Annotated in this window: 23 protein-coding genes; 10 read left to right on the top strand and 13 right to left on the bottom strand. The window is 66.1% G+C overall.

Translation table 11 applies throughout. From position 1 onward, the window contains the following. The first annotated feature begins 9 nt into the window (after positions 1-9). Both FVD38_RS05085 and FVD38_RS05080 read left to right on the top strand, forming a co-directional pair. Complete coding sequence (locus tag FVD38_RS05085; RefSeq protein WP_147933821.1) at positions 10-1,755, top strand: allantoate amidohydrolase; 1,746 nt, start codon at positions 10-12, stop codon at positions 1,753-1,755. Positions 1,756-1,766: 11 nt separating this feature from the next. Continuing rightward, positions 1,767-2,207 (top strand): GNAT family N-acetyltransferase, encoded by a 441-nt coding sequence (locus tag FVD38_RS05080; protein WP_147933820.1) that lies wholly within the window; start codon positions 1,767-1,769, stop codon positions 2,205-2,207. A gap of 7 nt (positions 2,208-2,214) precedes the next feature. Here FVD38_RS05080 and FVD38_RS05075 read toward each other — a convergent pair whose 3' ends face one another. From FVD38_RS05075 to aptA, 4 genes are all read right to left on the bottom strand, one after another. Continuing rightward, entirely contained in the window at positions 2,215-2,979 is a 765-nt protein-coding gene (locus FVD38_RS05075; protein ID WP_229493421.1) for a serine hydrolase domain-containing protein, read from the bottom strand. A 298-nt stretch (positions 2,980-3,277) separates the two neighbouring features. Next, positions 3,278-4,744 (bottom strand): NCS1 family nucleobase:cation symporter-1, encoded by a 1,467-nt coding sequence (locus FVD38_RS05070; protein WP_147933819.1) that lies wholly within the window; start codon positions 4,742-4,744, stop codon positions 3,278-3,280. Positions 4,745-4,807: 63 nt separating this feature from the next. Continuing rightward, positions 4,808-5,788 (bottom strand): FAD-dependent oxidoreductase, encoded by a 981-nt coding sequence (locus tag FVD38_RS05065; protein ID WP_147933818.1) that lies wholly within the window; start codon positions 5,786-5,788, stop codon positions 4,808-4,810. A 75-nt stretch (positions 5,789-5,863) separates the two neighbouring features. Beyond that, positions 5,864-7,180, bottom strand: coding sequence for an omega-aminotransferase AptA (gene aptA, locus FVD38_RS05060; RefSeq protein WP_147933817.1), 1,317 nt, complete (start codon positions 7,178-7,180; stop codon positions 5,864-5,866). Between the two features lie 212 nt (positions 7,181-7,392). Between aptA and FVD38_RS05055 the strand changes: the two genes are divergently transcribed. The 5 genes from FVD38_RS05055 to FVD38_RS05035 all read left to right on the top strand — a co-directional run bounded on the left by FVD38_RS05055 (position 7,393) and on the right by FVD38_RS05035 (position 10,721). Continuing rightward, entirely contained in the window at positions 7,393-7,956 is a 564-nt protein-coding gene (locus tag FVD38_RS05055; RefSeq protein WP_147933816.1) for a GNAT family N-acetyltransferase, read from the top strand. After that, positions 7,956-8,594: a TonB family protein gene (locus tag FVD38_RS05050; RefSeq protein WP_147933815.1), complete on the top strand. Its 639-nt coding sequence runs from the start codon at positions 7,956-7,958 to the stop codon at positions 8,592-8,594. The genes FVD38_RS05055 and FVD38_RS05050 overlap by 1 nt, the downstream gene beginning before the upstream one ends. 159 nt (positions 8,595-8,753) lie before the next feature. Further along, a complete protein-coding gene (locus FVD38_RS05045; protein WP_123071649.1) occupies positions 8,754-9,032 on the top strand; it encodes a hypothetical protein in 279 nt (92 codons plus the stop codon). 4 nt (positions 9,033-9,036) lie between these two features. Continuing rightward, positions 9,037-9,933, top strand: a complete 897-nt coding sequence (locus tag FVD38_RS05040; RefSeq protein ID WP_147933814.1) for a sensor histidine kinase — start codon at positions 9,037-9,039, stop codon at positions 9,931-9,933. Beyond that, positions 9,933-10,721 carry a LytR/AlgR family response regulator transcription factor gene (locus FVD38_RS05035; protein WP_147933813.1) on the top strand — a complete coding sequence of 263 codons (789 nt, stop codon included), beginning with the start codon at positions 9,933-9,935 and terminating at the stop codon, positions 10,719-10,721. The genes FVD38_RS05040 and FVD38_RS05035 overlap by 1 nt, the downstream gene beginning before the upstream one ends. Positions 10,722-10,727: 6 nt before the next feature. On the opposite strand, the gene FVD38_RS05030 is transcribed toward FVD38_RS05035, so the two are convergent. Beyond that, positions 10,728-11,270, bottom strand: coding sequence for a gamma carbonic anhydrase family protein (locus FVD38_RS05030; protein ID WP_147933812.1), 543 nt, complete (start codon positions 11,268-11,270; stop codon positions 10,728-10,730). Between the two features lie 110 nt (positions 11,271-11,380). On the opposite strand from FVD38_RS05030, the gene chrA reads away from it, so the two are divergent. Continuing rightward, positions 11,381-12,583 carry a chromate efflux transporter gene (gene chrA / locus FVD38_RS05025; RefSeq protein ID WP_147933811.1) on the top strand — a complete coding sequence of 401 codons (1,203 nt, stop codon included), beginning with the start codon at positions 11,381-11,383 and terminating at the stop codon, positions 12,581-12,583. Here chrA and FVD38_RS05020 read toward each other — a convergent pair. Beyond that, positions 12,580-13,266 (bottom strand): DUF2076 domain-containing protein, encoded by a 687-nt coding sequence (locus FVD38_RS05020; RefSeq protein WP_147933810.1) that lies wholly within the window; start codon positions 13,264-13,266, stop codon positions 12,580-12,582. The two genes, chrA and FVD38_RS05020, sit on opposite strands and share 4 nt — an antisense overlap. A gap of 117 nt (positions 13,267-13,383) precedes the next feature. Here FVD38_RS05020 and FVD38_RS05015 point away from each other — a divergent pair, with 117 nt between their 5' ends. Together FVD38_RS05015 and FVD38_RS05010 are read left to right on the top strand one after the other, a co-directional pair. Next, on the top strand, positions 13,384-13,791 hold the full coding sequence (locus FVD38_RS05015) for a VOC family protein (RefSeq protein ID WP_147933809.1): 408 nt from the start codon (positions 13,384-13,386) through the stop codon (positions 13,789-13,791). A 94-nt stretch (positions 13,792-13,885) separates the two neighbouring features. Further along, complete coding sequence (locus FVD38_RS05010; protein ID WP_147933808.1) at positions 13,886-14,422, top strand: DUF2058 domain-containing protein; 537 nt, start codon at positions 13,886-13,888, stop codon at positions 14,420-14,422. A 48-nt stretch (positions 14,423-14,470) separates the two neighbouring features. Here the strand turns inward: FVD38_RS05010 and FVD38_RS05005 are convergent, their stop codons facing one another. The 7 genes from FVD38_RS05005 to xapA all read right to left on the bottom strand — a co-directional run bounded on the left by FVD38_RS05005 (position 14,471) and on the right by xapA (position 22,154). Continuing rightward, positions 14,471-14,797, bottom strand: coding sequence for a hypothetical protein (locus tag FVD38_RS05005; protein ID WP_147933807.1), 327 nt, complete (start codon positions 14,795-14,797; stop codon positions 14,471-14,473). Positions 14,798-14,873: 76 nt separating this feature from the next. Continuing rightward, entirely contained in the window at positions 14,874-15,278 is a 405-nt protein-coding gene (locus FVD38_RS05000; protein ID WP_147933806.1) for a cytidine deaminase, read from the bottom strand. A gap of 8 nt (positions 15,279-15,286) precedes the next feature. Continuing rightward, complete coding sequence (gene deoA / locus FVD38_RS04995) at positions 15,287-16,609, bottom strand: thymidine phosphorylase (protein WP_147933805.1); 1,323 nt, start codon at positions 16,607-16,609, stop codon at positions 15,287-15,289. A gap of 138 nt (positions 16,610-16,747) precedes the next feature. Then, complete coding sequence (locus tag FVD38_RS04990; protein WP_370660627.1) at positions 16,748-19,126, bottom strand: aldehyde dehydrogenase family protein; 2,379 nt, start codon at positions 19,124-19,126, stop codon at positions 16,748-16,750. A 14-nt stretch (positions 19,127-19,140) separates the two neighbouring features. Further along, on the bottom strand, positions 19,141-20,097 hold the full coding sequence (gene deoC, locus FVD38_RS04985; protein WP_147933804.1) for a deoxyribose-phosphate aldolase: 957 nt from the start codon (positions 20,095-20,097) through the stop codon (positions 19,141-19,143). Then, positions 20,094-21,287, bottom strand: a complete 1,194-nt coding sequence (locus tag FVD38_RS04980) for a phosphopentomutase (RefSeq protein ID WP_147933803.1) — start codon at positions 21,285-21,287, stop codon at positions 20,094-20,096. Before FVD38_RS04980 ends, deoC begins: the two co-directional genes overlap by 4 nt. Before the next feature lie 24 nt (positions 21,288-21,311). Beyond that, entirely contained in the window at positions 21,312-22,154 is an 843-nt protein-coding gene (gene xapA, locus FVD38_RS04975) for a xanthosine phosphorylase (RefSeq protein ID WP_147933802.1), read from the bottom strand. Positions 22,155-22,200: the final 46 nt, after the last annotated feature.

Below are 22,200 nucleotides of genomic sequence, written 5' to 3'. Positions count from 1 at the left end.
GAATAGACGATGCCGACGATCCAGGAGCTGAACGAACTCGATGCCGACGCTTTCACCAATGCGCTGCATGGCATCTACGAGCATTCACCCTGGATCGCGGCGCGCGCCGCCGCCGCCCGCCCCTTCGCTACCCTGGCAGCGCTCAAGCTGGCCTTGCAGGCGGCGGTCGACGGCGCAACCGATGCGCAAAGGCTGTGCCTGCTGCGCGCCCACCCCGAGCTGGCAGGCAAGGCCGCCATCGCCGGCGAGCTGACGCTCGAATCGACCGGCGAACAGGCCAGTTCAGGCCTCGATCGCTGCACACCCGACGAATACGCCCGGCTGCACGCGCTCAACGCCCAGTACAACGAACGTTTCGGCTTCCCCTTCATCCTGGCCGTGAAAGGCCCGACGGGACGCGGCCTGACGCGGCAAGCCATCATCGACACCTTCGTGCGCCGCCTCGACAACACGCTTGATGACGAGCTGCGCGAAGCGCTGCGCCAGGTGCACCGCATCGCCGAGATCCGGCTCAATGCCCTGCTCGGCATCGAGCCCTCGATCGGCGTCACCGTGATGGACTGGTGCGAAACCCTCGGCGCCATCAGCGACAGCGACGCCGACCTGACCTGCGCCTACATGACGCCGGCCCACCAGCGCACCGCCGCGACCATCGCCGGCTGGATGCGCGAGGCCGGCATGGCGGTCCTCATCGACGCCGTCGGCAATGTGGTCGGCCGCTACGCCGCCGCGCGGCCGGGCGCCAGGACCCTGATCACCGGCTCGCACTACGACACCGTGCGCAACGGCGGTAAGTACGACGGCCGGCTCGGCATCCTGCTGCCCACTGCGCTGGTCGGCCGGCTGCACGAGCGCGGCGAGCGCCTGCCCTACGACCTCGAAGTGATCGCCTTCGCTGAAGAAGAAGGCGTGCGCTATCGCAGCACCTTCCTCGGCAGCAGCGCGGTGGCCGGCGGCTTCGACCTGGCCCTGCTCGATGCGCGCGACGCCGACGGCATCCTTCTGCGCGACGCGCTGGCGGCCGCCAGCCACGATCCGGCCACCATCCCTGCCATCGCACGCGATCCCGCTACGGTGCTCGGCTTCGTCGAGGTGCACATCGAGCAGGGACCGGTGCTGCTCGAGCGCGGCCTGCCGCTGGGCGTGGTGAGCGCGATCGCGGGCAGCTCGCGCTACCTGGTCGAACTGAAGGGCGTGGCCAGCCACGCCGGCACCACGCCGATGGGCATGCGGCGCGATGCCGCCGCCGCCGCCGCTGAAATTGTGCTGCTGGTGGAAAGCCGCTGCAGCGGTCCGGCGTCACTGGTGGGCACGGTCGGCCAGCTGGAAGTGCCGGCCGGCTCGGTCAACGTGATACCCGGCGCCTGCCGCCTGTCGCTCGACATCCGCGCCGCCGACGACGCAACCCGGCTGGCGGCGGTGGACGAGATACTCGCGGGGATCAGCGCCATCTGCGCGCGGCGCGGCATCCAGGAAAAACTGTACAAGCTGCTCGAGATCGATGCCGTGCCCTGCGCGCCGCGGCTGATGGCGCAACTGGGGACCGCGGTCGAACGCGCCGGCCTGCCGTCCTTCGAGCTACCCTCCGGCGCCGGCCATGACGCGATGCGGATGGCGCAGCTGACCGAGGTCGCCATGCTGTTCGTCCGCTGCAGCAACGGCGGCATCAGCCACAATCCGCTCGAGACCATGACCGCCGACGATGCCGAGATCACGGCGCAGGTCCTGCTCGACTTCTTCCACGGCTTTCACTGATAGGGAACGGCATGCCGCTGACCTGGACCGATTCGATCGACCACATCGACTGGCACGAATTGGCCGCGCTGTACCTGGTCGCGCCGCTGGCGCGCAAGGAGCCAGACGATCTGCGCAAGGCCTTTGCCAACAGCATGTTCAGGCGCTTCGCCTTCGAGAACGGCAAGCTGGTGGCGGCCGGCCGGGTGCTGGCGGACGGCGTAGACGTTGCCTACCTGTGCGACGTCGCCCTGCTGCCCAGCCACCAGGGACAGGGGCTGGGCAAGCAGATCGTGGGCGAACTCCTCGACCTGGCGCGCGGGCACAAGAAGATCTTCCTGTACTCGGTGCCCGGCAAGGAAGGTTTCTATGCCGGCCTGGGGTTTCGCCGCATGAGCACCGCGATGGCGATCTTCGAGGACCAGGATGCGGCGACAGCGCGCGGTTACCTGGCACGCGACGACGCGTCCTAGCCGCGCCTCAGTCGTCCGGCAGCGCCGGCAGGATCAGCGTGGTCAGCAACTTCTCGGTCAACGGATGCGGCCCCGGCACGCGGAAGTTGGTGGTGGTGATGACCACCACCGTATCCCACTCCGGCAGCACGTAGACCTTGTTGCCGCCCATTCCCGACATCGCATAGGTGGCCACCTTCCGCTCGCCCACGGTGAACGGCTGCAGCCACCACAGATAGCCGTAATCGACGCCCTCGCGTACCTGCGCATGCGGCTTGATCGAGCGCTCGACCCAAGCCTGCGGCAGCACCTGCCTGCCGGCCCACTTGCCGCCGTCCAGGTAGAGCTGGCCCAGCTTCCACAGGTCGCGGCTGCGCAGGCTCAGGCTCCCGCCGGTCATCGCCGCACCCGATGGCTGCACCTGCCACTTGACCGGCTCGATGCCCAGCGGCTTGAACAACACCTCGTCGGCGAAGTCCTGTACGCTGCGTCCCGTCGCGCGCTCCAGCAGCGGCGCGATCAGAGCCGTGCCCGCGGTGCAGTAGCTGAAGGCGCGGCCATAGGGCTGCTTGGCGGGCGGCGGCGTCCATTCCGGGAAGCCGCGCACCAGCAGGTCGAGATAGAAGCGGCTCCAGTCCTCGATCAGGTACATGCGTTCCTCGTGCCCGCGTGAGAACTCGTTGAAATCGTCGCATTCGACGATGGAACTCATGGTGAGCAGGTCTTCGACCGTGATGCGGTCCTTGCGCGGGTCGGGATGCGCGACCGGCATCTTGTCCTTGAAGAAGGGCATGACCGGCGCATCGACCGTGAGCAGCTTGCGCTCGACGGCCGCCCACGGTCTTGGTCACCGAACGCGTATTGCGCAGCCCTTGCGCGCCTTCGCCGTCGAAATACTGCTCGTAGAGCACCTTGCCGTGGCGCGCCACCACCACGCTCGTGATCTGCTTGAAGTTGCCGGCCTTGATCTCGGTGGTAACTGCGTCGAAACTTGCTGCGCCGGCGCCGCCCGCCGCCACGGCATAGACCACGACAATCGCACATCGAAGAAACTTGCGCATGCACCCCTCCTCGTTATGAAAAATGGCAATCTAGTGCGCGCCCCGCCCCCTCATCATGAGGCCATAGACCACGGCGGCAATCGCGACGCCGACGAACCACGCATAGGTGTAGATCGTCTTGAAGACATCGCCGACATCGGGGAAACTGGCCGGGAAAGCCGCATTCAGGAAGCCCGGGATATTGGGCAGCACGCCCAGCACGAAGGCCGCCAGCGCCGCCTTGTTCCAGCCATTGCCATAGCCGTAGATGCCATCGTGGCGATACAGCTGGTCGACATCGAGCGCGGTCTTGCGCACCAGGTAGTAGTCGACGACCAGCACGCCGGCGATCGGTCCCAGCAAGGCCGAGTAACCGACCAGCCAGGTCATGATGTAGTTCTGGGTCGACTCCAGGATCTTCCACGGCATCATGAGCAGCGCCAGCCCGGCCGTGATGTAGCCGCCGGTGCGATAGCTGATGCGGCGCGGCGCCAGCGCCGAGAAATCGTAGGCCGGGCCGACCAGGTTGGCCGCGAGGTTCACGCTGACCGTATCGACCAGCAGCACGATCAGGGCCACCAGCACCGCGATGCCGGTCATGCGGCTGGCCAGATCGACCGGGTCCCACAGCGCCTTGCCGTACAGGACCACGGTGGCCGAGGTGACGATCACCGCCAGCGCCGCCAGCAGGCCCATGGGCAGCGGCAGGCCGACGGTCTGGCCGATCACCTGGTCGCGCTGCGATTTGGCGAAGCGGGTGAAGTCGGGAATATTCAGCGCGAGGGTCGCCCAGAAGCCGATCATGGCGGTGAGCGACGGCCAGAAGGTAGACCAGAACTGCCCCTCCTTCGGCCCGCCGGGCACGAACTGCGAGCGCTGCTCGAGCAGCGGACCGAAACCGTCGCCGCCGACCTGCCTGTGCACCCACCACAGCAACACGAAGCAGATCGCGATTTTCAAGGGCGCGGTCCAGGTCTCGAGCTGGCGGATCGATTCCATGCCGTGCACCACGAAGTACAGCTGGATCGCCCAGAACGCGAGGAAACAGGCTAGCTGCGCCAGGTTGATGCCTAGCCAGCCGAGCACTTCGCCGCCGATCGGGGCACCGTTCATCACGCCCAGCAAGGTATGGATCATGCTGCCGCCGAACCAGGTCTGGATGCCGTACCAGCCGCAGGCGACGATGGCGCGCATCAGCGCCGGCAGCTTGGCCCCCTTGGTGCCGAACGAGGTGCGCGCCAGCACCGCATACGGAATGCCATATTTTGCGCCGGCATGGCCGATCAGCAGCATCGGAACCAGCACGATGGCATTCGCCAAAAAGACGGTCAGCACCGCCTGCCAGCCCGACATGCCCGCCTCCACCAGGCTGGCCGACAGCGTGTAGGCGGGGATGCACATGACCATGCCCACCCACAGAGCGGCGAAGTGGTACCAGCGCCAGGTGCGCTGCGCTGCGGTGGTCGGAGCGAGGTCGTCGTTCCACAGGTCGTTGCCGGTAAAGGTCGGATGAGTCACGGTGCGCTTCGGTTGAATCGATGCGCGCGAGTGTAACGCAAACGTCAATACGGCGCGAAAACCTCAGGCCTGCAAGTCGGCATGGATCGCCTGCGCCGCCTGCAGGCCGTGACGGCGCGCCTGCGTCGATTCCAGGCGCGCCGCCACGCAGTCGCCGCCGGCATAGATGCCCGGCAGCGCGGTGCGAAAGCACCCGTCGACCTCGACCCGGTCGCCCTCGCGCGACTGCTGGCGCACCAGCGAATCGCGTTCGGCCCCGGCGGCGCGGCCCACCGCCTTGAACACGGCGTGGGCGGCGATCTCGGTGAAGCCGCCGGTATCGACCACGCGGTCGCCCAAGAGGCGGGTCTGCTCGAAGCGCACCGACCCGACCGCGCCGCGTTCGTCGCGCAACACCTCGAGCGGCGCGACCCAGCCGCGCACCCGCACGAAGCAGGCGCGCGCGACTTCTTCTTCGCGGCCGTCGGGCGTCAGGGCGTGGCGCAGCGCCAGGGTCACGTCCTGGGCGCCCAGCTGCTTCAGGCGCGCCGCCATGCCGACCGCGCCGCGGCTGGCGCCGATCACGATGGCGCGTTGCGGCACCGGCAGCGCCAGCAGGTCGTCCAGCGCATACACGGCGGCGAGCCGCCGGCCGGCATCGACCAGGCCGGCCGGATCGCTGCCGGACAGCGCCAGCACGCGGCTGGACGCCAGGCCGACGCCGAGGAAGATCGCGTCGTGCCACAGGTGCAGGTCGGCCAGCTCGAGGTCGACGCCCAGCTTGCGGCCGTATTCGCAGCGGATGCGGCCCTGCGCCACCAGGCGCTCGAACAGCGCGTGTTCGGAGGCGCTCGCTGGCAGCGTTTCATACATGCGCTCGCGTGAGCGCGCTTCGTACAGCACGACGCCATTGCCGAGCAGCGCCAGGCGGATGGCGCAGGCCATGCCGGCCATGCCGGCGCCGACCACGGCCACCTGCTTGCCGGTCGGCGGCGCCGGTTCGCCGGCCAGGAGGGAAGATTCTTCGGATGCGGACAGGTCCAGGGCGTCGGTGGTGGCGGTCATCGGTCTCTCTTTCTTCTCAGGCGGGGCGTGGTGCGCCCTCTTGGGTATCTCGGGACACTCAGTCAGGACACTCACTCAGGCCAGTTGCGTCAAGACCTTGGCCAGCTTGCCGAACAATTCGTCGACGTGGTGTTTCTCAAGTACCAGCGGCGGCGACAGCGCGATGATGTCGCCCGTGATGCGAATGAGCAGGCCGTCGGCGAAGGCCTGCTTGAGCGCCGCATAGCCGCGCGCACCAGGCTGGCCCGCGATCGGCGCCAGCTCGATGGCGGCGATGATGCCGATCGAACGCAGGTCGATCACGTGCGGCAGGCCGCGCAGCGATTGCAGCGCTTCCTCGAAATATGGCTGCATGCGCGCCGCGTTCTCAATCACTCCCTGTTCGCGGAACACGTCCAGTGTGGCCAGCGCTGCGGCGCAGGCCAGCGGGTGGCCGGAATAGGTATAGCCGTGGAACAGCTCGATCCCGGCCGGCCCTTCCATGAAGGCGTCATGGATGAAAGCCTTGCTGAACACCGCGCCCATCGGCACCGCGCCATTGGTGATGCCCTTGGCCGTGGCCATCAGGTCGGGTTCGACGCCGAACCAGTCGCCGGCGAACGGCGTCGTCAGGCGCCCGAAGCCGGTGATGACTTCGTCGAAGATCAAGAGGATGCCGTGGCGGTCGCAGATCTCGCGCAGGCGCTTGAGATAGCCCTTGGGCGGAATCAGCACGCCGGTCGAGCCGGATACGGGTTCGACGATCACCGCCGCGATGGTCGACGGGTCGTGCAGCGTCACCATGCGTTCGAGGTCTTCGGCCAGTTCGACGCCGTGTTCCGGCTCGCCGCGTGCGTAGGCATTGCGCTCCAGGTCATGCGTGTGGCGCAGGTGGTCGACGCCCGGCAGCAGCGGTCCGAAATGCTTGCGGTTGGCGCCGATGCCGCCGACCGAGATGCCACCGAAGCCCACGCCATGGTAGCCGCGCTCGCGGCCGATCAGGCGCGTGCGTCCGCCCTCCCCGCGCGCGCGGTGGTAGGCCAGCGCCATCTTGAGCGCGGTGTCGACGGCTTCCGATCCCGACCCCGTATAGAACACGTGGCCGAAGCGGTGGCCACTGAACTCCATCAGGCGTTCGGCCAGTTCGAAGGCGGCCGGGTGGCCCATCTGGAAAGTGGGTGCGTAGTCGAGCTGACCGGCCATGGCGGCGATGGCTTCGGCGATCTTCGGCTGGCCGTGGCCGCAGGGCACGCACCACAGGCCGGCGGCGCCGTCGAGCAGCTCGCGGCCGTCGACGTCGCGGTAATACATGCCTTTGGCGGAGACCAGCAGGCGCGGATCGCGCTTGAAGTCGCGGTTATTGGTAAATGGCATCCAGAAGGATGACATCGCGGAAGGCCTGGATTCATACATGATGCGCTCCCCCTCTCGATGGCGCTCTGAAGCATTGAAGTTTGAACAAGAATGACGCGTCTTGCAACAGGCACACGGTTGGCGGCATGCGCATCCGCAAAAAACATGCATGGCGCATCGTGTCGGCGGCGGGAAAGGCCATGAGTCCCAGCCCTGTCTACAAGCCTCACGGCAGTGGTATGCTAGCGCTTATCACACTGGCAATGCGAACCATGTCGACTTATATCACCCCTGTCCTGACCACCGAACGCCTGGTGCTGCGCCCGCTGGCCGCGAGCGACGCGCCGGCCCTGTACACCATCTTTTCCGACCCGGCCGTGGTGCGCTACTGGAGCACCGAGTCGTGGACCGACATCTCCTTCGCCGAAGCCGCCATCGCCCGCGCGCAGGAGGCCTACCGCGACGAAACCGAGCTGCGCTTTGCGATCGAGCTCGCCTCGAGCCGCGAACTGATCGGCACCGTGGGCCTGCACCACTTCTTCAATCAGAACAATCGCTGCGAACTCGGCTACGCGCTGGGTAGCGCGCACTGGGGCAAGGGCTATGCCTTCGAAGCGCTGCGGACCGCGCTGGACCATGGCTTCCGCGAGGTCGGCCTGAACCGGGTCGAGGCCGACATCGATCCACGCAACGAGGCATCAGGCCGCCTGCTGGAAAAACTGGGCTTCCGCAAGGAGGGTTACATGCCGCAGCGCTGGCTGGTGCACGGCGAGTATGCCGACACCGTCTTTTACGGCCTGCTGCGCGACTACTGGAACGACAGGACGGCCCACTGATGGCAACACGGAATCACACGATGAAGGCCCTGGCAGCAGGCTCGACCCTGGCGCTGTCCCTGCTGGCCATGGCGCCGCAATCGGCCGCGGCCCAGGCCACGCTGCCGACCTGGCGCGAGATCATGATCTATGCGACCGACGCCGGCTATCCGGCGGTGCTCGCGCAGCGCGGCGTACAGGGCAATGTGACGGTCGAACTGGCCCTCGACGACAAGGGCCGCAAAGGCGTGGTTTCGGTGCGCGACTCCTCGCGCTCGGCCGAACTCGATGCGCTGGCGCTGGCCATGGCAAGGCGGCTGGACATCCCCGCCAGCGGCGAACACCGCAACGGCCTGGTGATCTTCAAGTTCAAGAAAGACCACAGCACCACCATCGCCACCAAGAGCTGCGCCGATTTCAACGTCGATGCCGCCTGGCAGGCCGCCACCTTCCCGGAACGCAGCCTGCGCGAGTTGCCGGTGACCTATGAAAGCATCGGCACGCTGATCTACAGCATGCACCGCGAAGGCTCGGCGCGCCAGGCCTTTCCGGCCATGGAACCCGTGCTGAACGCCACAGTGGCGGCCTGCGCGCGCACGCCCGAGGCCGGCATGCTCGACGTAATGCGGCAAGAAGCGCTCAAGCTGATCGAGCAATAAATTGAGCAACAAGGCGTATTGACGGGGCCGAAAGCGTCCCCGTTCATCCGCCCTCACGACTGCTCGTCCCCGGATTCGCCCCGTTTATCGGATCGCTCTTGGCGTAACATGGGTGCATCCCTACAGTAGGGTCATCATTGTTAGAAAGGACTTGCACGAATGAAAACCATTCATACGCCTACCAGTCGCTTCCAATCGATCCTGCGTAATATGGAAGTTGCTGGCCGCACTACCTGGCGCCTGGCGAAGTCCAGCGCCCGTTCGCTGCGCCGCATGCCGTGGCCAGTGCTGCTGGTGATCGCGATCGTACTGGCGGCCCTGATCACCATCGTGCCGATCGTGCTTGCGCTGTTCGTCGGCCTGCTGCTGCTCAAATTCCTCGCCATCGCCATCTTCGGCCGCGAGCCGCGCCGTATCAAGCACTACACGCAAGAGTAAAACCATGGCCGCCGCCCAGATCAACCGCGCACTCGACTTCGTCCGCGACGCTTTCCGCGAAGCGGGCGTGCTGTGGTGGCGCTTCTTCGACTGGCTCGCCCTGATCGAGTGGCGCCAGCTCTACCTGGTCTGGTTCCTGGTGTTCGTCACCGGCATGTTCGTCAAGCTGACGGAGCCGGCGATCTGGTTCATCCTGATCTCGTTCGGGGTCAAGGTGCTGGCCGGCGGCAAGCGCCGCGCCGAGCTGCTGGCGCGCGACGCCTCGACCAAGGCCGACGTCGCCAATCTCGAGCGGCGCCTGACCGAGGCGCAGATGGCCACGCTCCAGGCCCAGGTCGAGCCGCACTTCCTGTTCAACACGCTGGCCCTGATCGGCCAGCTGATCGAGACCGACCAGAAAGAAGCGGCGCGCGTGCACGGCCACCTGATCGAATACCTGCGCGCCTCGCTGCCGCAGATGCGCAACACCAAAGGCGCCGGTGGTACCTTGGGCAAACAGGTCGAGCTGTCGCGTGCCTACCTGTCCATCATGCAGGCGCGCATGAAGGAAAGGCTGGCGGTGCGCTTCGAGGTGCCCGACTTCCTCGGCAGCGCGCCGTTCCCGCCGATGATGCTGCAGACGCTGATCGAAAACGCGATCAAGCACGGCCTGGAGCCGAAGGTTGCCGGCGGCACGATCACGGTGCGCGCGCGAGTCGAAGGCGCTACCCTGTGCGTCGACGTGTGCGACGACGGCGTCGGCTTCAACCTGCATGCCGGCAGCGGCGTCGGCCTGGCCAATATCCGCGAGCGGTTGGCGCTGTTGTACGGCAAGGATGCCGAACTCGTGATCGAAGCCCTGCCCGGCGGCGGCGCCTGCGTGTCGATCCACCTGCCCTATCGCATGACGGAAGACGGCTGATGGCGCACCCGCAACCGACGGCCCTGATCGCCGATGACGAAGCGCCGATGCGCGACCAGTTGCGCGCGCGCCTGCATGAGGCCTGGCCCGAGCTGCGCATCGTGGCCGAGGCGGCCAACGGCGCCGAAGCGGTGGCGCTGGCGCTCGAGCACAAACCCGACATCGCCTTCCTCGACATCCGCATGCCGGGCATGGGTGGCATCGATGCCGCGCGCCAGATGTACGAGCACTGCCACATCGTGTTCGCCACCGCCTACGACCAGTACGCGGTCGAGGCCTTCGAGCAGGGCGCCATCGATTATCTGCTCAAGCCCGTCACCCTGGCGCGCCTGGAAACCACGGTGGCGCGCCTGCGCCGCCGGTTGGAGCACACGCCGCAGGACATCGGCGCGCAACTGGCCCGCCTGGCGCAGCTGGGCGACCAGTTGCTGGTACGGAACGGGACTACTGCCGCCAAACCGGCCTATATGCGCTGGATCCAGGCCCAGTCAGGCAACAGCCTGCGCATGGTGAGCACGCGCGAAGTGCTGTTCTTCCAGTCGGACGACAAGTACACGCGGGTGCAGACCGCCACCGCCCAGCACCTGATCCGCAAGACGCTCAAGGAACTGGAAGAAGAGCTGGACCCGGACGAGTTCTGGCGCATCCACCGCTCGACGCTGGTGCGCGTGGATGCGATCGCAGAGGTGCGACGCGACCTGCGCGGACGCCAGATGCTCAGCCTGCGCGGCTATCCGGAAGAGCTGGAAGTGAGCCGCAACCACGGCGCGCTGTTCCAGCAGATGTAAAGCTTCTCAGGGCTGCGCCGGCGTGTTCTGGTAGTTGTTCTTGACCCGCACGTAGTGCTCGGCCGAGTAGCGCAACCAAGTCTCTTCGGCATCCGTCAGCGGACGCACCTTCTCGGCCGGCCGGCCCATATACAGGAATCCGCTTTCCAGGCGCTTGCCCGACGGGACCAGGCTGCCTGCGCCCAGGATCACCAGATCTTCGACCACCACATCGTCCATCACGATGCTGCCCATGCCGATCAGGCAATCGTTGCCGATGCGGCAGCCGTGCAGGATGACCGAATGGCCGACCGTGACGTAGTCGCCGATGACCAGGGGCGAGCCCTGCGGCTTGTGCGGCGTGCGGTGGGCAACGTGGCCCATCGTCAGGTCCTGGATATTGGTGCAACTGCCGATGACGATGTCGTTGACGTCGCCGCGCAGCACGGCGTTGCACCAGATGGAGGAATCGGCGCCGATGCGTACGTTGCCGATGACCTGGGCCGATGCGTGGAGGTAGACGCCGTCGGCGAGTTGCGGGAGGGCGTCGAGGTAGGGAGCGATTGGCATGATGGCCGCCATCTTATCCAGTTTGCGCCGGCTTGGGCAATCCCTCGGCCGCGTCATGGGCGCGACATCGTTTGCTGCTATGCTGGGCCGCTCCTGCCCTCGGTCCGCCCATGCCACCACACCCAGCAGCTCCTGCCTCCTCTGTGTGGCCCATCTTCTGGATCTTCCTGAAACTCGGCCTGACATCATTCGGCGGTCCGACCGCCCATCTAGGTTACTTTCGCAACGAGTTCGTCCTGCGCCGCCAGTGGCTCGACGATGCGCGCTATGGCGACCTGGTGGCGCTGTGCCAGTTCCTGCCCGGACCGGCGTCGAGCCAGGTCGGTTTTGCACTGGGAGTCCTGCGCGGCGGCGGGCTGCGCGGCGGCCTCGCGGCATGGATCGGCTTCACGCTGCCTTCAGCGCTGCTGATGTTCGCTTTCGCGCTGGGCGCCGCAACGCTTGCAGGACCGACTGCGGCGGGCGTCGTGCACGGCCTCAAGCTGGTGGCGGTGACCGTGGTGGCGCAGGCGGTATGGGGCATGGCGCGCACGCTCACGCCGGACCGCCGGCGCATCGCGATCGCGCTCGCGGCCATTGCGATCGTGGTTCTGGTCGATGGGCCGGCCGGGCAACTGGCCGCCATCACCGCGGGCGCTGGCGCGGGATACTGGCTGTGCCAGGGTCCGGTTGCACAGCCCGATGCGGAGCTGTCCATGCTGGTTGGCCGCCATGCCGGCGTGATGGCGCTCGTGCTGTTCGGCGTCCTGCTGATTGGGCTGCCGCTGTCGGCCGGCCTGACGGAACATCGCCCGCTGGCGCTGTTCGATGCCTTCTATCGCTCCGGCGCGCTGGTCTTTGGCGGCGGCCACGTGGTGCTGCCACTGCTGCAGGCCGAGACAGTCGCCAGCGGCTGGATCCCGAACGAGACTTTCCTGGCCGGCTATGGACTTGCCCAAGCGCTGCCCGGGCCCCTGTTCGCGTTTGCCGCTTTCCTCGGCGCTCAGGCCGGCATGACGGCGAGCACGCTCGCTGGCGCCGCGATTGCCCTCCTGGCGCTATTCCTGCCTGGCCTGCTGCTAGTCTACGGGACGCTACCGTTCTGGGACCGTCTCCGCCGTCATGCCACCGCGCGTCACGCGATGATGGGTGCGAACGCTGCCGTGGTCGGCATCCTGGCCGCCGCGCTGGCCAACCCTGTGTGGACGAGCGCCGTGTTCGACGTATGCGATGCTGGCATCGTGCTGGCCGGCTTCCTGTTGCTGGCGGTCTGGAAAGCGCCGTCGTGGATCGTCGTGATCCTGTCGGCGGCGGCAGGCGTCATGCTGGGTTAGCCGAATAATCCCTCGTCCGAGCCGTCGCCGTCGAAGAAGCCACCCAGGCTGTCGTCGTTGTTGTCGGCCAAGCTGTCGCCGCCACCCGGTTCGTCGATCGCCCCAATGCCGGCCTGGTCCGCCAGCGCCCCGCCCCCTGCCGCCTCGGCGGCGCCGCCGTCGGCCGCATTGTCGGCCAGCAGATGGTTCGAAGCGCCCTGCCCGTCATTGCCCAGCAGGTTGCCGATGCCGTGGAACAGGAAGCTGCCCGCCGCCACGCCGGCCGCCGTGGCCGCCACCGTGCCCAGCATGCTGCCGCCGGCGCCGCCCAGGAAGCCGCCACTTTTCGCCGGCTGGGCATGCGGTGCGGAGCCTGTCGGTCCGTTTTGCTGGTACGCCCCCTGCTTGACGCCCGGGACGGGATTCGAAGGCTGGCCTTGCGCGGAGTTGCCCCATTGATTGGCGTCGAGGAAGCCCCCGCCGCCCTTGCCGCCCTGGTTTTCGAGCTCGGCGATGCGCGTCTTGGCATTGCCCAGCGCCTGCTCCACCAGCAGCGCGCGCTGCACCAGCAGGTAGGCGGCGTCCGGCTGCTGGGCCACGGCACGCTGGATCAGCGCGTCGGCATCGGGGTCTTTGGTGACGCCCCTGGCCTGGACGAGTTGGCCGAGGAAGTCCTGCAAGGTTTTTTCGTCTGACGGATTCATAACGGGCTCCTGTTTGAAGAATGGCTATCCCTTATGTTGTGGATCAGTTATCCAAATTTCAAGCGCCAACGCCACCTGCGTTACCATCGGAGGTCTGCCACCTCACAGGAGATTGCAATGAGCTCAACCGTTGTGCCCTGCCTGCGCTACCGCGATGCGCCCGCAATCATAGAATGGCTCTGCAAAAATCTAGGTTTCGAAAAACGACTGGTGATACCTGGCAAGAATGCAGAGATCAGCCACGCCGAACTCACCCTCGGTGACGGCATGGTCATGATCGGTAGCCACGCAGATGATTCTTACGGTCAACTGCTGACAACGCCAGAGCAGTCCGGCGGCCTGCAGACGCAGACCATCTGGATCCACATCGACAGTGCCGACGACGTCTATTCGCGTGTGGTGGAGAGCGGCGCGACCATCATTATGCAGATCGACGACGTGCCCCAGGGTGGCCGGGCCTTTGCGTGCCGGGACCCGGAAGGCCATGTGTGGCAGGTCGGCACATATAATCCCTGGCAGGCCTGATGCTCGCTCATGGACTGCTAGTTTGCTATGCTAGCGACCGGTCGCCGCTCGCTATTTGCCGCGAGCGGCATTCATCATTTCAAGGAAGCACAACATGGTCTCGCTGCAAGAGCAGTTACTAAAAGCCGGCCTGGTCGACAAGAAGAAGGTCAGGCAGGTCAACCAGGACAAGAGCAAGCAACACAAGGAAGTGTTGCGCACCGGCGTGGAAAAGGTTAACCAGTCGCGTGAAGCGGCGCTCGAGATGCAGCGCAAGAACGCGGAGCGGGCGCGCGAGCTGAACGCCCAGCGCGACGCCGACGCCGCCCAGAAGGCCATCCTGGCGCAGATCGCCCAGCTGGTGCAGCAGAATAAACAGTCGAAGGGCAAGGGCGACGTGCCCTACAACTTTACCTTCGGCACCAAGATCGAGCGCATCCACGTGACGTCGCAGATCGTCGAGCACCTGGTGGCGGGACGCCTGGTGATCGTCCACATGAATGGCAGCTTCGAACTGGTGCCGCGCGTGATCGGCGAGAAGATCGCCCAGCGCGATGCCTCGATCGTGGTCCAGATCAAGAAGAAGGTGCAGGAAGTGGAAGAAGACGATCCGTACGCGGATTACAAGATTCCGGACGATCTGATGTGGTAATCGAAAGGCGGCCCCGCCGATATCCAGACGGGGCCGCCAGACGAACGCTTATTGCTTCGTCTTGTTTTCAACTTCCTGCACGTCCGAACGTGTCTTGTCCTTGGACCGCTCGTCCTCTTTCTTCGGCTGCCCCATGCCGGATGCAGTCGTCTCCTGCTTGCTGCTGCCCTGGAAGTCAGGGTCGACGATGTTCGCGCTTTCCGGCCCTTCCGCGGCCGGGTTCTCCCGCTTGTCGCGGTCGGTATTGGCCGGGATCTGCCGATCGACAGTTCCCGTCCGTTCAGCCTGGGTTGTATTCGAACTGGTCTTGTCCGCCTGGGCCGCGGCGCTCGCCGCGATGATCACACCACTCAACAGCACGATGACTTTCTTCATGACTACCTCCAATTCCAGGTTAAGCATATAAGGATGACATCATGGTGGTGCCCGAATCCCGGATCACAAGGCCTGCTTACACGCCCAGGTCACGGCCCCCGAAGGCATTCGGCAACTGCGCCGCCGCGGTGGTCTCGAATACATCGCCGTTCAGATTAGTCAGCACCACCGGCAATTCGTTGCCGCCCAGCTCCAGAATCACCTGGCGGCAGGCGCCGCAGGGCGCGATCGGCCCCTCGGTCTGGCCGATCACGGCCAGGGCCGCGAAATCGCCCGGCTGGTAGCCGCTGGCGATGGCGCTGAACAAGGCGGTGCGCTCGGCACAGTTGCACAGTCCATAGGCGGCGTTCTCCACATTACAGCCGCGGAAGATGCGGCCGTCCTTGCACTCCAGCGCGGCGCCCACCTTGAATTTCGAGTACGGGGCATAGGCCAGCTCGCGCGCGGCGCGTGCTTCATCGATCAGTTTCGCGTATTTCATGGTGTGGCTCACGGACGAACGGTGCGGTGGATCATCGGCTCGACGGCCGGCTTTTCAGACGCGATACGGTAGGCGGCCTGCACCTGGCGGACGGCCTGCTCCGCGGCTTGACTGGAGCGCGCATGCACCATCGCCAGCGGCTGGCCGACGGCGATCGCGTCGCCCAGTTCCACCAGCCCGGTCAGGCCGACGGCGAAGTCGATCGCATCCTGCGGACGCACGCGGCCACCGCCCAGCGCCACCACGGCCAGGCCCAGTTCGCGGGTATCGACCGCACTCGCATAGCCGGCCTGCAGCGCAGGCGCGGGCACGATGACCGGCGCCGTTTCCAGGTGCGCGTCGGGCTTGTCCATCAGGTCGGCCGGGCCGCCCAGGGCGCTGACCATGCGTGCGAAACGCTCGGCGGCTTCGCCCGAATCGAGGGCTGCCTGCAGCTTCGCGCGCGCTTCCTGCTCGCTCGACGCCAGGCCGGAGATGACCAGCATCTCGGCGCATAGCGCCATCGTCACCTCGTGCAGGCGCGCCGGGCGCGATTTGCCGCTCAGGTAGTCGATCGCGACGCGCACTTCGACGGCATTGCCGGCGGCGTGGCACAGCGATTCGTTCATGCCGGTCAGGATGGCCGAGGTGCGGGTGCCGGCGCCGTTGCCGACGTTGACGATCGATTCGGCCAGCTCCAGCGATTTCGCCGGTGTCGGCATGAAGGCGCCGCTGCCGACCTTCACGTCCATCACCAGCGCGTCCAGGCCCGCCGACAGCTTCTTGGACAGGATCGAGCCGGTGATCATGGCCACCGATTCCACGGTCGCCGTGGTGTCGCGGATGCTGTAGAAACGCTTGTCGGCCGGCGCCAGCTGGGCGGTCTGACCGATGATGGCCACGCCCACGTCTTGCACCACCTGGCGGAATTTTTCCGGTTCCGGCACGGTACTGTAGCCCGGGATCGAATCGAACTTGTCGAGCGTACCGCCGGTGTGGCCCAGGCCGCGGCCCGAGATCATCGGCACGAAGCCGCCGCAGGCCGCGATCATCGGTCCCAGCATCAGCGAGACCACGTCGCCGACGCCGCCGGTCGAGTGCTTGTCGACCACCGGGCCGGGCAGGTTCAGGGATTTCCATTCCATGACCTGGCCCGAATCGCGCATCGCCAGGGTGAAGGCAACGCGTTCGTCCATCGTCATGTCGTTGAAGTAGACCGCCATGGCGAACGCCGCGATCTGGCCTTCGGTGACGCTGCCGTCAGGGATGCCGCGCACGAAGAACTGGATCTCTTCGGCGGAGAGGACGCCACCGTCGCGCTTCTTGCGGACGATTTCTTGGGGGAGGAACATGATTGTGTCCGTTCTCACTAATAGCTTGAAAACGTCATTCCCGCGGAGGCGGGAATCCAAGTGAGCTAGCGTAACGCGAACGACTTGGATTCCCGCCTGCGCGGGAATGACGGGGTTTTGAGGTTCCGGGCTGTTTAATTACACGCCGTACGGAATCCAGACATTCTTGACCTGGCTCGCATGCTGCAGCACCGTGCGGCCGCAGGCCTGCTTCGGATCGAACCAGTCGCGGCCCTTCGCGCCACCCGTCCAGGTGCGCTTGAGCGATTCGGCCGACAAACGCTCGACTTCAGCGCAGCCTTCCGCCGAACCATCATGCCGCCACACCGCATCGATATCGCCATGCGTCGCCAGCGTACGCGCCAGCTCGTCGGCCGAACCGGTGACGATGTTGAGCGCGCCGCCCGGCAGGTCGGACGTATCCAGCACCTGGTACAGGTCGATCGCCGACAGCGGATGCTGTTCCGACGGCACCGCCACCACGCGGTTGCCCAGCGCCAGCGCCGGCGCCACCAGCGAGATGAAGCCCAGCAGCGGGTTCTCGTTCGGGCACACGATGCCGATCACGCCGACCGCTTCATTCAGCGCCACAGTGATGCCGTGCATCGGCGGCTGGTGCGCCGCGCCGTCGTACTTGTCGGCCCACGCCGCCCAGTAGAACAGGCGCTCGATCGAGGCTTCCACTTCACGCGCCGCATCCTTCGAACCGGTCTGCTGCGCGATGCGCTGGGCGAATTCGTCGGCGCGGATCGCCAGGTTCTCGGCGATGTAGTACAGCACCTGCGCGCGGTTGTGCGCGGTCGCCTTGGTCCAGCCGGCGGCCTTGTGCGCCGCTTCCACGGCGTTGCGGATGTCCTTGCGGCTGCCTTCGCCGATATCGGCCAGGAAGTCGCCATTGGCGCCGTTGATGGCGCGGCTGTAGGCGCCATCAGGGCGGGCCTGCTTGCCGCCGATGTACAGCTTGGCGGTGCGGTCGACCGCGAACGGGCTGTCTTCCTGCGCCGGCTTGGCCTTGGCCTTGTCGGCCACGACCGGCGCCGATGGACGCGCATCTTCTGCCAGCGGCGTCAGGTACTCGTACATGCCCTCTTTGCCGCCTTCGCGGCCATAACCCGATTCCTTGTAGCCGCCGAAGCCGCAAGCGGCATCGAACTGGTTCGCGGTGTTGATCCACACCACGCCGGCCTTGATCTGCGGGACCACGTCCAGCGCCAGGCTGATCGACTCGCTCCACACGCAGGCGGCCAGGCCGTACACGGTGTTGTTCGCCAGTTGAACGGCTTCGGCCGGGGTGCGGAAGCTCATCGCCACCAAGACTGGGCCAAAGATTTCGGCCTGGGCCACGGCGGCCGAGGTCGAAGCACCCGTGATCAGGGTCGGCAGGTACCACGAACCGGTCGCTGCCAGTTCCACATTCGGCTGCCACACTTCGCAACCCTCGGCGCGCGCCGATTCCACGAGACCGTGGATGCGTTGCTGCTGCACCGGATCGACCAGCGCGCCGATATCGTTCGATTTATCCAGCGGCGAGCCGACGCGCAGGTTCTGCATGCGCGCCTTCACTTTACCGATGAAGCGCTCATAGACCGATTCCTGCACCAGCAGGCGCGAACCGGCGCAGCAGACCTGGCCCTGGTTGAACCAGATCGAATCGACCAGGCCTTCGACCGCCGCATCCAGGTCGGCATCGTCGAACACGATGAACGGCGACTTGCCGCCCAGTTCCAGCGACAGCTTCTTGCCGCTACCGGCAGTGGCCTTGCGGATCAGGCGACCGACTTCGGTCGAGCCGGTGAAGGCGATCTTGTCGATGCCGGGGTGATTCACGATGGCTTCGCCCACGCGGCCGTCGCCGGTCACGATGTTGACGACACCGGCCGGCACGCCGGCGCGCTGGCAGATCTCGGCGAACAGCAGCGCGGTCAGCGGCGTGTACTCGGCCGGCTTGAACACGACGGTGTTACCGGCGGCCAGCGCCGGTGCGATCTTCCATGCCAGCATCAGCAGCGGGAAGTTCCACGGCACGATCTGGCCCACCACGCCCACGGCGCGGTAGTCGGCGAATTCTTCCGACTGCAATTGCGCCCAGCCGGCGTGATGATAGAAGTGACGCGCGGCCAGCGGCAGGTCGGCATCACGGGTTTCGCGGATGGTCTTGCCGTTATCCAGCGTTTCGAGCACCGCGAACAGGCGCGCATGCTTCTGCAGCAGGCGCGACAGCGCGTACATGATTTTTGCGCGGCCATGGCCGCCGAGTGCAACCCAGCCCGGCTGGGCGCGGCGTGCGGCGGCGACGGCGCGTTCGACGTCGTCGTTGCTCGCCTGCGTGACCTGTGCCAGTTCGCTGCCGTCGGCAGGATTATTGGTGGCGAAGGTCTCGGCGGCGTCCGACCATGCGTTGTCGATGAACAGCCCGAAACGGCGACCATGCTGGTCCAGCCACGCGAGCGCTTCCTTGGTACTCTCTGGTGCAGGACCGTAATCCATGGTGTTAAGAATCTCTTTGATTGTTGGCATGACGAAGTCCGAAATTAAGGTTGCGCGTGGCGATGAGCGGCCGAGTAGTTGCCGGTCACGTAGTGCTCCAGCTGGCGCTCGATGTCGGTCAGCAGGCTGGAAGCGCCGATGCGGAACAGGTGCGGCTGCAGCCAGTCGTTGCCCAGTTCTTCCTTCATCACGGTCAGGTATTGCAGCGCCGACTTGGCGCTCGAGACGCCGCCGGCCGGCTTGTAGCCGACCTGGAAGCCGGTCAATTCGTAATAGTCGCGAATCGCGCGCACCATCACCAGCGACACCGGGATGGTGGCGTTGACGCCTTCCTTGCCGGTCGAGGTCTTGATGAAGTCCGCGCCTGCCATCATGCAGACCATTGATGCCTTGGCCACGTTTTCCAGGGTCACCAGGTCGCCGGTGGCGAGAATCGCCTTGACGTGCGCTTCGCCGCAAGCCTGGCGGTAGGCCACCATCTCGTCGTACAGCGCTTGCCAGTTACCGGTCAACACATGCTGGCGGGTGATGACGATGTCGATCTCGGTCGCGCCGGCGGCCACCGACAATTCGATCTCGCGCACCTTGGTTTCCATGCTCGACAGGCCGGCCGGGAACGCGGTCGACACGGCGGCGATCGGCAGGCGGCCGTTCAGCACCTTGACGGCCGGGGTGATCATCTCGTGGTACACGCAGACCGCGCCGGTCGTCAGCGTCTCGAGGCCCAGGGCTTGCATCAGGTCGGCGCGCAGCGGGCGCATCGCCTTCATGCACAGGCGCTCGACGCGGCCCGGGGTGTCGTCACCGCCGAGGGTGGTCAGGTCGATGCATTCGATCGCACGCACCAGCCAGGCGGCCTGGTATTCCTTCTTGACCGTACGGCGGTTCGCCAGGCTGGCGGCGCGGCGGTCGGCCGCATTGCGGTTGACCTTGACGCTGTTGACCAGGCCCAGGTCCAGCGCCATGCCGGCATTACGTTTGAAATCCAGGGGCTGGGTCATAGCAGTGCGGTTCCGTTCGAAAGTGGTTTGACGCCGAGGTGTTTGGCCAGGGTGGCGCCGATGCTCGAGAAGGTGTCGGCGGTCGGCAGTTCCTGCGCCTTGACGTTCGGGCCGAAGAAGATCATCGGGATGTGCTCGCGGGTGTGGTCCGAGCCAGGCGCGGTCGGGTCGCAGCCGTGGTCGGCGGTGATCACGACCAGGTCGCCGTCCTTCAGCTTGGCCATGAATTCCGGCAGGCGCGCATCCAGCTCGTGCAACGCGTTCGAATAGCCGGCGACGTCGCGGCGGTGGCCGAAGTGCATGTCGAAGTCGACGAAGTTCACAAAAGTGAGCGACTTGTCGCCCGCCTCGTCGGCCACTTCGAGCAGGCGGTCGAACAGCGCCATATTGTCCGGGCCCTTGACCAGGCGGGTCACGCCTTGCGCCGCGAAGATGTCGCTGATTTTACCCAGTGCGATCATCTCGCCGCCCGCGTCCTTGACGTGGTCGAGCAGGGTCGGTGCGATCGGCGGCACGGCGTAGTCGTGACGGTTCGCGGTGCGCTTGTAGTCGCCGTTGGCGCCCACGAAAGGACGCGCGATCACGCGGCCGATATTGTAGGGCTTGACCAGCTCGTAGGCGGCTTCGCACACTTCGTACAGGCGCTCGAGGCCGAAGTGTTCTTCGTGCGCCGCGATCTGCAGCACCGAGTCGGCCGAGGTGTACAGGATCGGCTTGCCGGTAGCGACGTGCTCGTCGCCCAGCTCGTTGATGACGGTGGTGCCCGAGGCGTGGCAGTTACCCAGCCAGCCCGGCACGCCGGTCAATTCCTGCAGCTTGTCGGTCAGCTCTTGCGGGAACGACGGCACGGTCTTGGGGAAGTAACCCCAGTCGAACAGCACCGGCACGCCGGCGATTTCCCAGTGGCCGCTCTGCGTGTCCTTGCCGGTCGACTGCTCGCGGGCGACGCCCCAGGCGCCGGTGAAGCCGTCGCGCAGGTCGAAGCCGGGCGCCCATTCGCCGCTGGCTTTGTGCGCAGCAGCGGCCAGGCCCAGTTTCTCGAGGTTAGGCAGCGACATCGGCTTGCCCTCTTTGGCCGCCCACTCGGCGATGTGGCCGAAGGTATTGGCGCCCGTGTCGCCGTATTTGTCGGCGTCCGGCAGCGCGCCGAGGCCGAAGGAATCAAGCAGGAGGATGAATGCGCGTGACATGGTCTTCGCTCTTCAAATAAGGGTTTAAGCGTCCGCGCGTGGGGTCGAACCGACGCGCTCGATGTAGGCGTGGATCAGCGTGACCATATCCTTGGCCGCGATCGCCGCGTACTTCAGGGTCTGCTCGTGCGACAGCGCGAACGGCGACAGGCCCTCGGCCAGGTTGGTGATGGCCGAGACGGCGGTGACCTTCAGGCCGCAGTGGCGCGCCGCGATCACTTCCGGGATCAGCGACATGCCCACTACATCGGCGCCCAGCGTTTTAAAGGCGCGGATTTCGGCGACGGTCTCGAAGTGCGGACCGGCGGCGGCCAGGTACACGCCTTCGTGCAGGACGATGCCCTTCTCCGCAGCGACAGCCTTGACCTGCTCGCGGGTTTGGGCGTCATAGGCGTTGGACATGCTGAAGAAGCGCGGGCCGAAGCGTTCGTCGTTCGGGCCGGACATCGGGCTGCCCGGCAGGAAGTTGATGTGGTCGGTGATTGCGACCAGGCTGCCGGCGTCGGCTTCCACGCGCAGCGAGCCGGCGGCATTGGTGACGAACAGCAGTTCGCAACCGATTTCCTTGAGCGTGCGGATGGCCGAGGTCATCACGCCCGGGCCATAGCCTTCATAGAAGTGGCCGCGGCCCTTCATGCAGGCGACCGGCACGCCGGCCAGGGTGCCCAGCACCAGTTCGCCGGCGTGGCCGTGCACGGTGGAGATCGGGAAGCCCGGCAGGTCGGCATAGCCGATCGACACCGCATCGACCAGTTGTTCGGCCAGCACGCCCAGTCCGGAACCGAGGATCAGCGCCACACGCGGGGCGAAACCCGGCTTGCGGGCACGGATGATGTCGGCGGCTTCGAATGGGGTATTGCTGGACATGATATTCCTTGTTGAAAACTGGGTGATGTGGGTCGCGGATGAGAGA

It is taken from the genome of Massilia arenae (genome assembly GCF_008014745.1).
Classification (GTDB): Bacteria; Pseudomonadota; Gammaproteobacteria; order Burkholderiales; family Burkholderiaceae_D; genus Telluria; species Telluria arenae.
The sequence above is the reverse complement of the archived record's forward strand: the minus strand, read 5'-3'. Positions and strand labels throughout refer to the sequence as shown.

Coding starts and splice junctions, on each gene's coding strand:
- FVD38_RS05040 (WP_147933814.1), top strand. CDS start 9,037: ATGGCCGCCGCCCAGATCAACCGCGCACTCGACTTCGTCCGCGACGCT.
- xapA (WP_147933802.1), bottom strand. CDS start 22,154: ATGTCCAGCAATACCCCATTCGAAGCCGCCGACATCATCCGTGCCCGC.
- FVD38_RS05010 (WP_147933808.1), top strand. CDS start 13,886: ATGGTCTCGCTGCAAGAGCAGTTACTAAAAGCCGGCCTGGTCGACAAG.
- FVD38_RS05030 (WP_147933812.1), bottom strand. CDS start 11,270: ATGCCAATCGCTCCCTACCTCGACGCCCTCCCGCAACTCGCCGACGGC.
- FVD38_RS05065 (WP_147933818.1), bottom strand. CDS start 5,788: ATGACCGCCACCACCGACGCCCTGGACCTGTCCGCATCCGAAGAATCT.
- FVD38_RS05015 (WP_147933809.1), top strand. CDS start 13,384: ATGAGCTCAACCGTTGTGCCCTGCCTGCGCTACCGCGATGCGCCCGCA.
- aptA (WP_147933817.1), bottom strand. CDS start 7,180: ATGTATGAATCCAGGCCTTCCGCGATGTCATCCTTCTGGATGCCATTT.
- chrA (WP_147933811.1), top strand. CDS start 11,381: ATGCCACCACACCCAGCAGCTCCTGCCTCCTCTGTGTGGCCCATCTTC.
- FVD38_RS05000 (WP_147933806.1), bottom strand. CDS start 15,278: ATGAAATACGCGAAACTGATCGATGAAGCACGCGCCGCGCGCGAGCTG.
- FVD38_RS05080 (WP_147933820.1), top strand. CDS start 1,767: ATGCCGCTGACCTGGACCGATTCGATCGACCACATCGACTGGCACGAA.
- FVD38_RS05075 (WP_229493421.1), bottom strand. CDS start 2,979: ATGCCCTTCTTCAAGGACAAGATGCCGGTCGCGCATCCCGACCCGCGC.
- FVD38_RS05055 (WP_147933816.1), top strand. CDS start 7,393: ATGTCGACTTATATCACCCCTGTCCTGACCACCGAACGCCTGGTGCTG.
- FVD38_RS05020 (WP_147933810.1), bottom strand. CDS start 13,266: ATGAATCCGTCAGACGAAAAAACCTTGCAGGACTTCCTCGGCCAACTC.
- FVD38_RS05045 (WP_123071649.1), top strand. CDS start 8,754: ATGAAAACCATTCATACGCCTACCAGTCGCTTCCAATCGATCCTGCGT.
- FVD38_RS05005 (WP_147933807.1), bottom strand. CDS start 14,797: ATGAAGAAAGTCATCGTGCTGTTGAGTGGTGTGATCATCGCGGCGAGC.
- FVD38_RS04990 (WP_370660627.1), bottom strand. CDS start 19,126: ATGCCAACAATCAAAGAGATTCTTAACACCATGGATTACGGTCCTGCA.
- FVD38_RS04980 (WP_147933803.1), bottom strand. CDS start 21,287: ATGTCACGCGCATTCATCCTCCTGCTTGATTCCTTCGGCCTCGGCGCG.
- FVD38_RS05050 (WP_147933815.1), top strand. CDS start 7,956: ATGGCAACACGGAATCACACGATGAAGGCCCTGGCAGCAGGCTCGACC.
- FVD38_RS05035 (WP_147933813.1), top strand. CDS start 9,933: ATGGCGCACCCGCAACCGACGGCCCTGATCGCCGATGACGAAGCGCCG.
- FVD38_RS05085 (WP_147933821.1), top strand. CDS start 10: ATGCCGACGATCCAGGAGCTGAACGAACTCGATGCCGACGCTTTCACC.
- deoA (WP_147933805.1), bottom strand. CDS start 16,609: ATGTTCCTCCCCCAAGAAATCGTCCGCAAGAAGCGCGACGGTGGCGTC.
- deoC (WP_147933804.1), bottom strand. CDS start 20,097: ATGACCCAGCCCCTGGATTTCAAACGTAATGCCGGCATGGCGCTGGAC.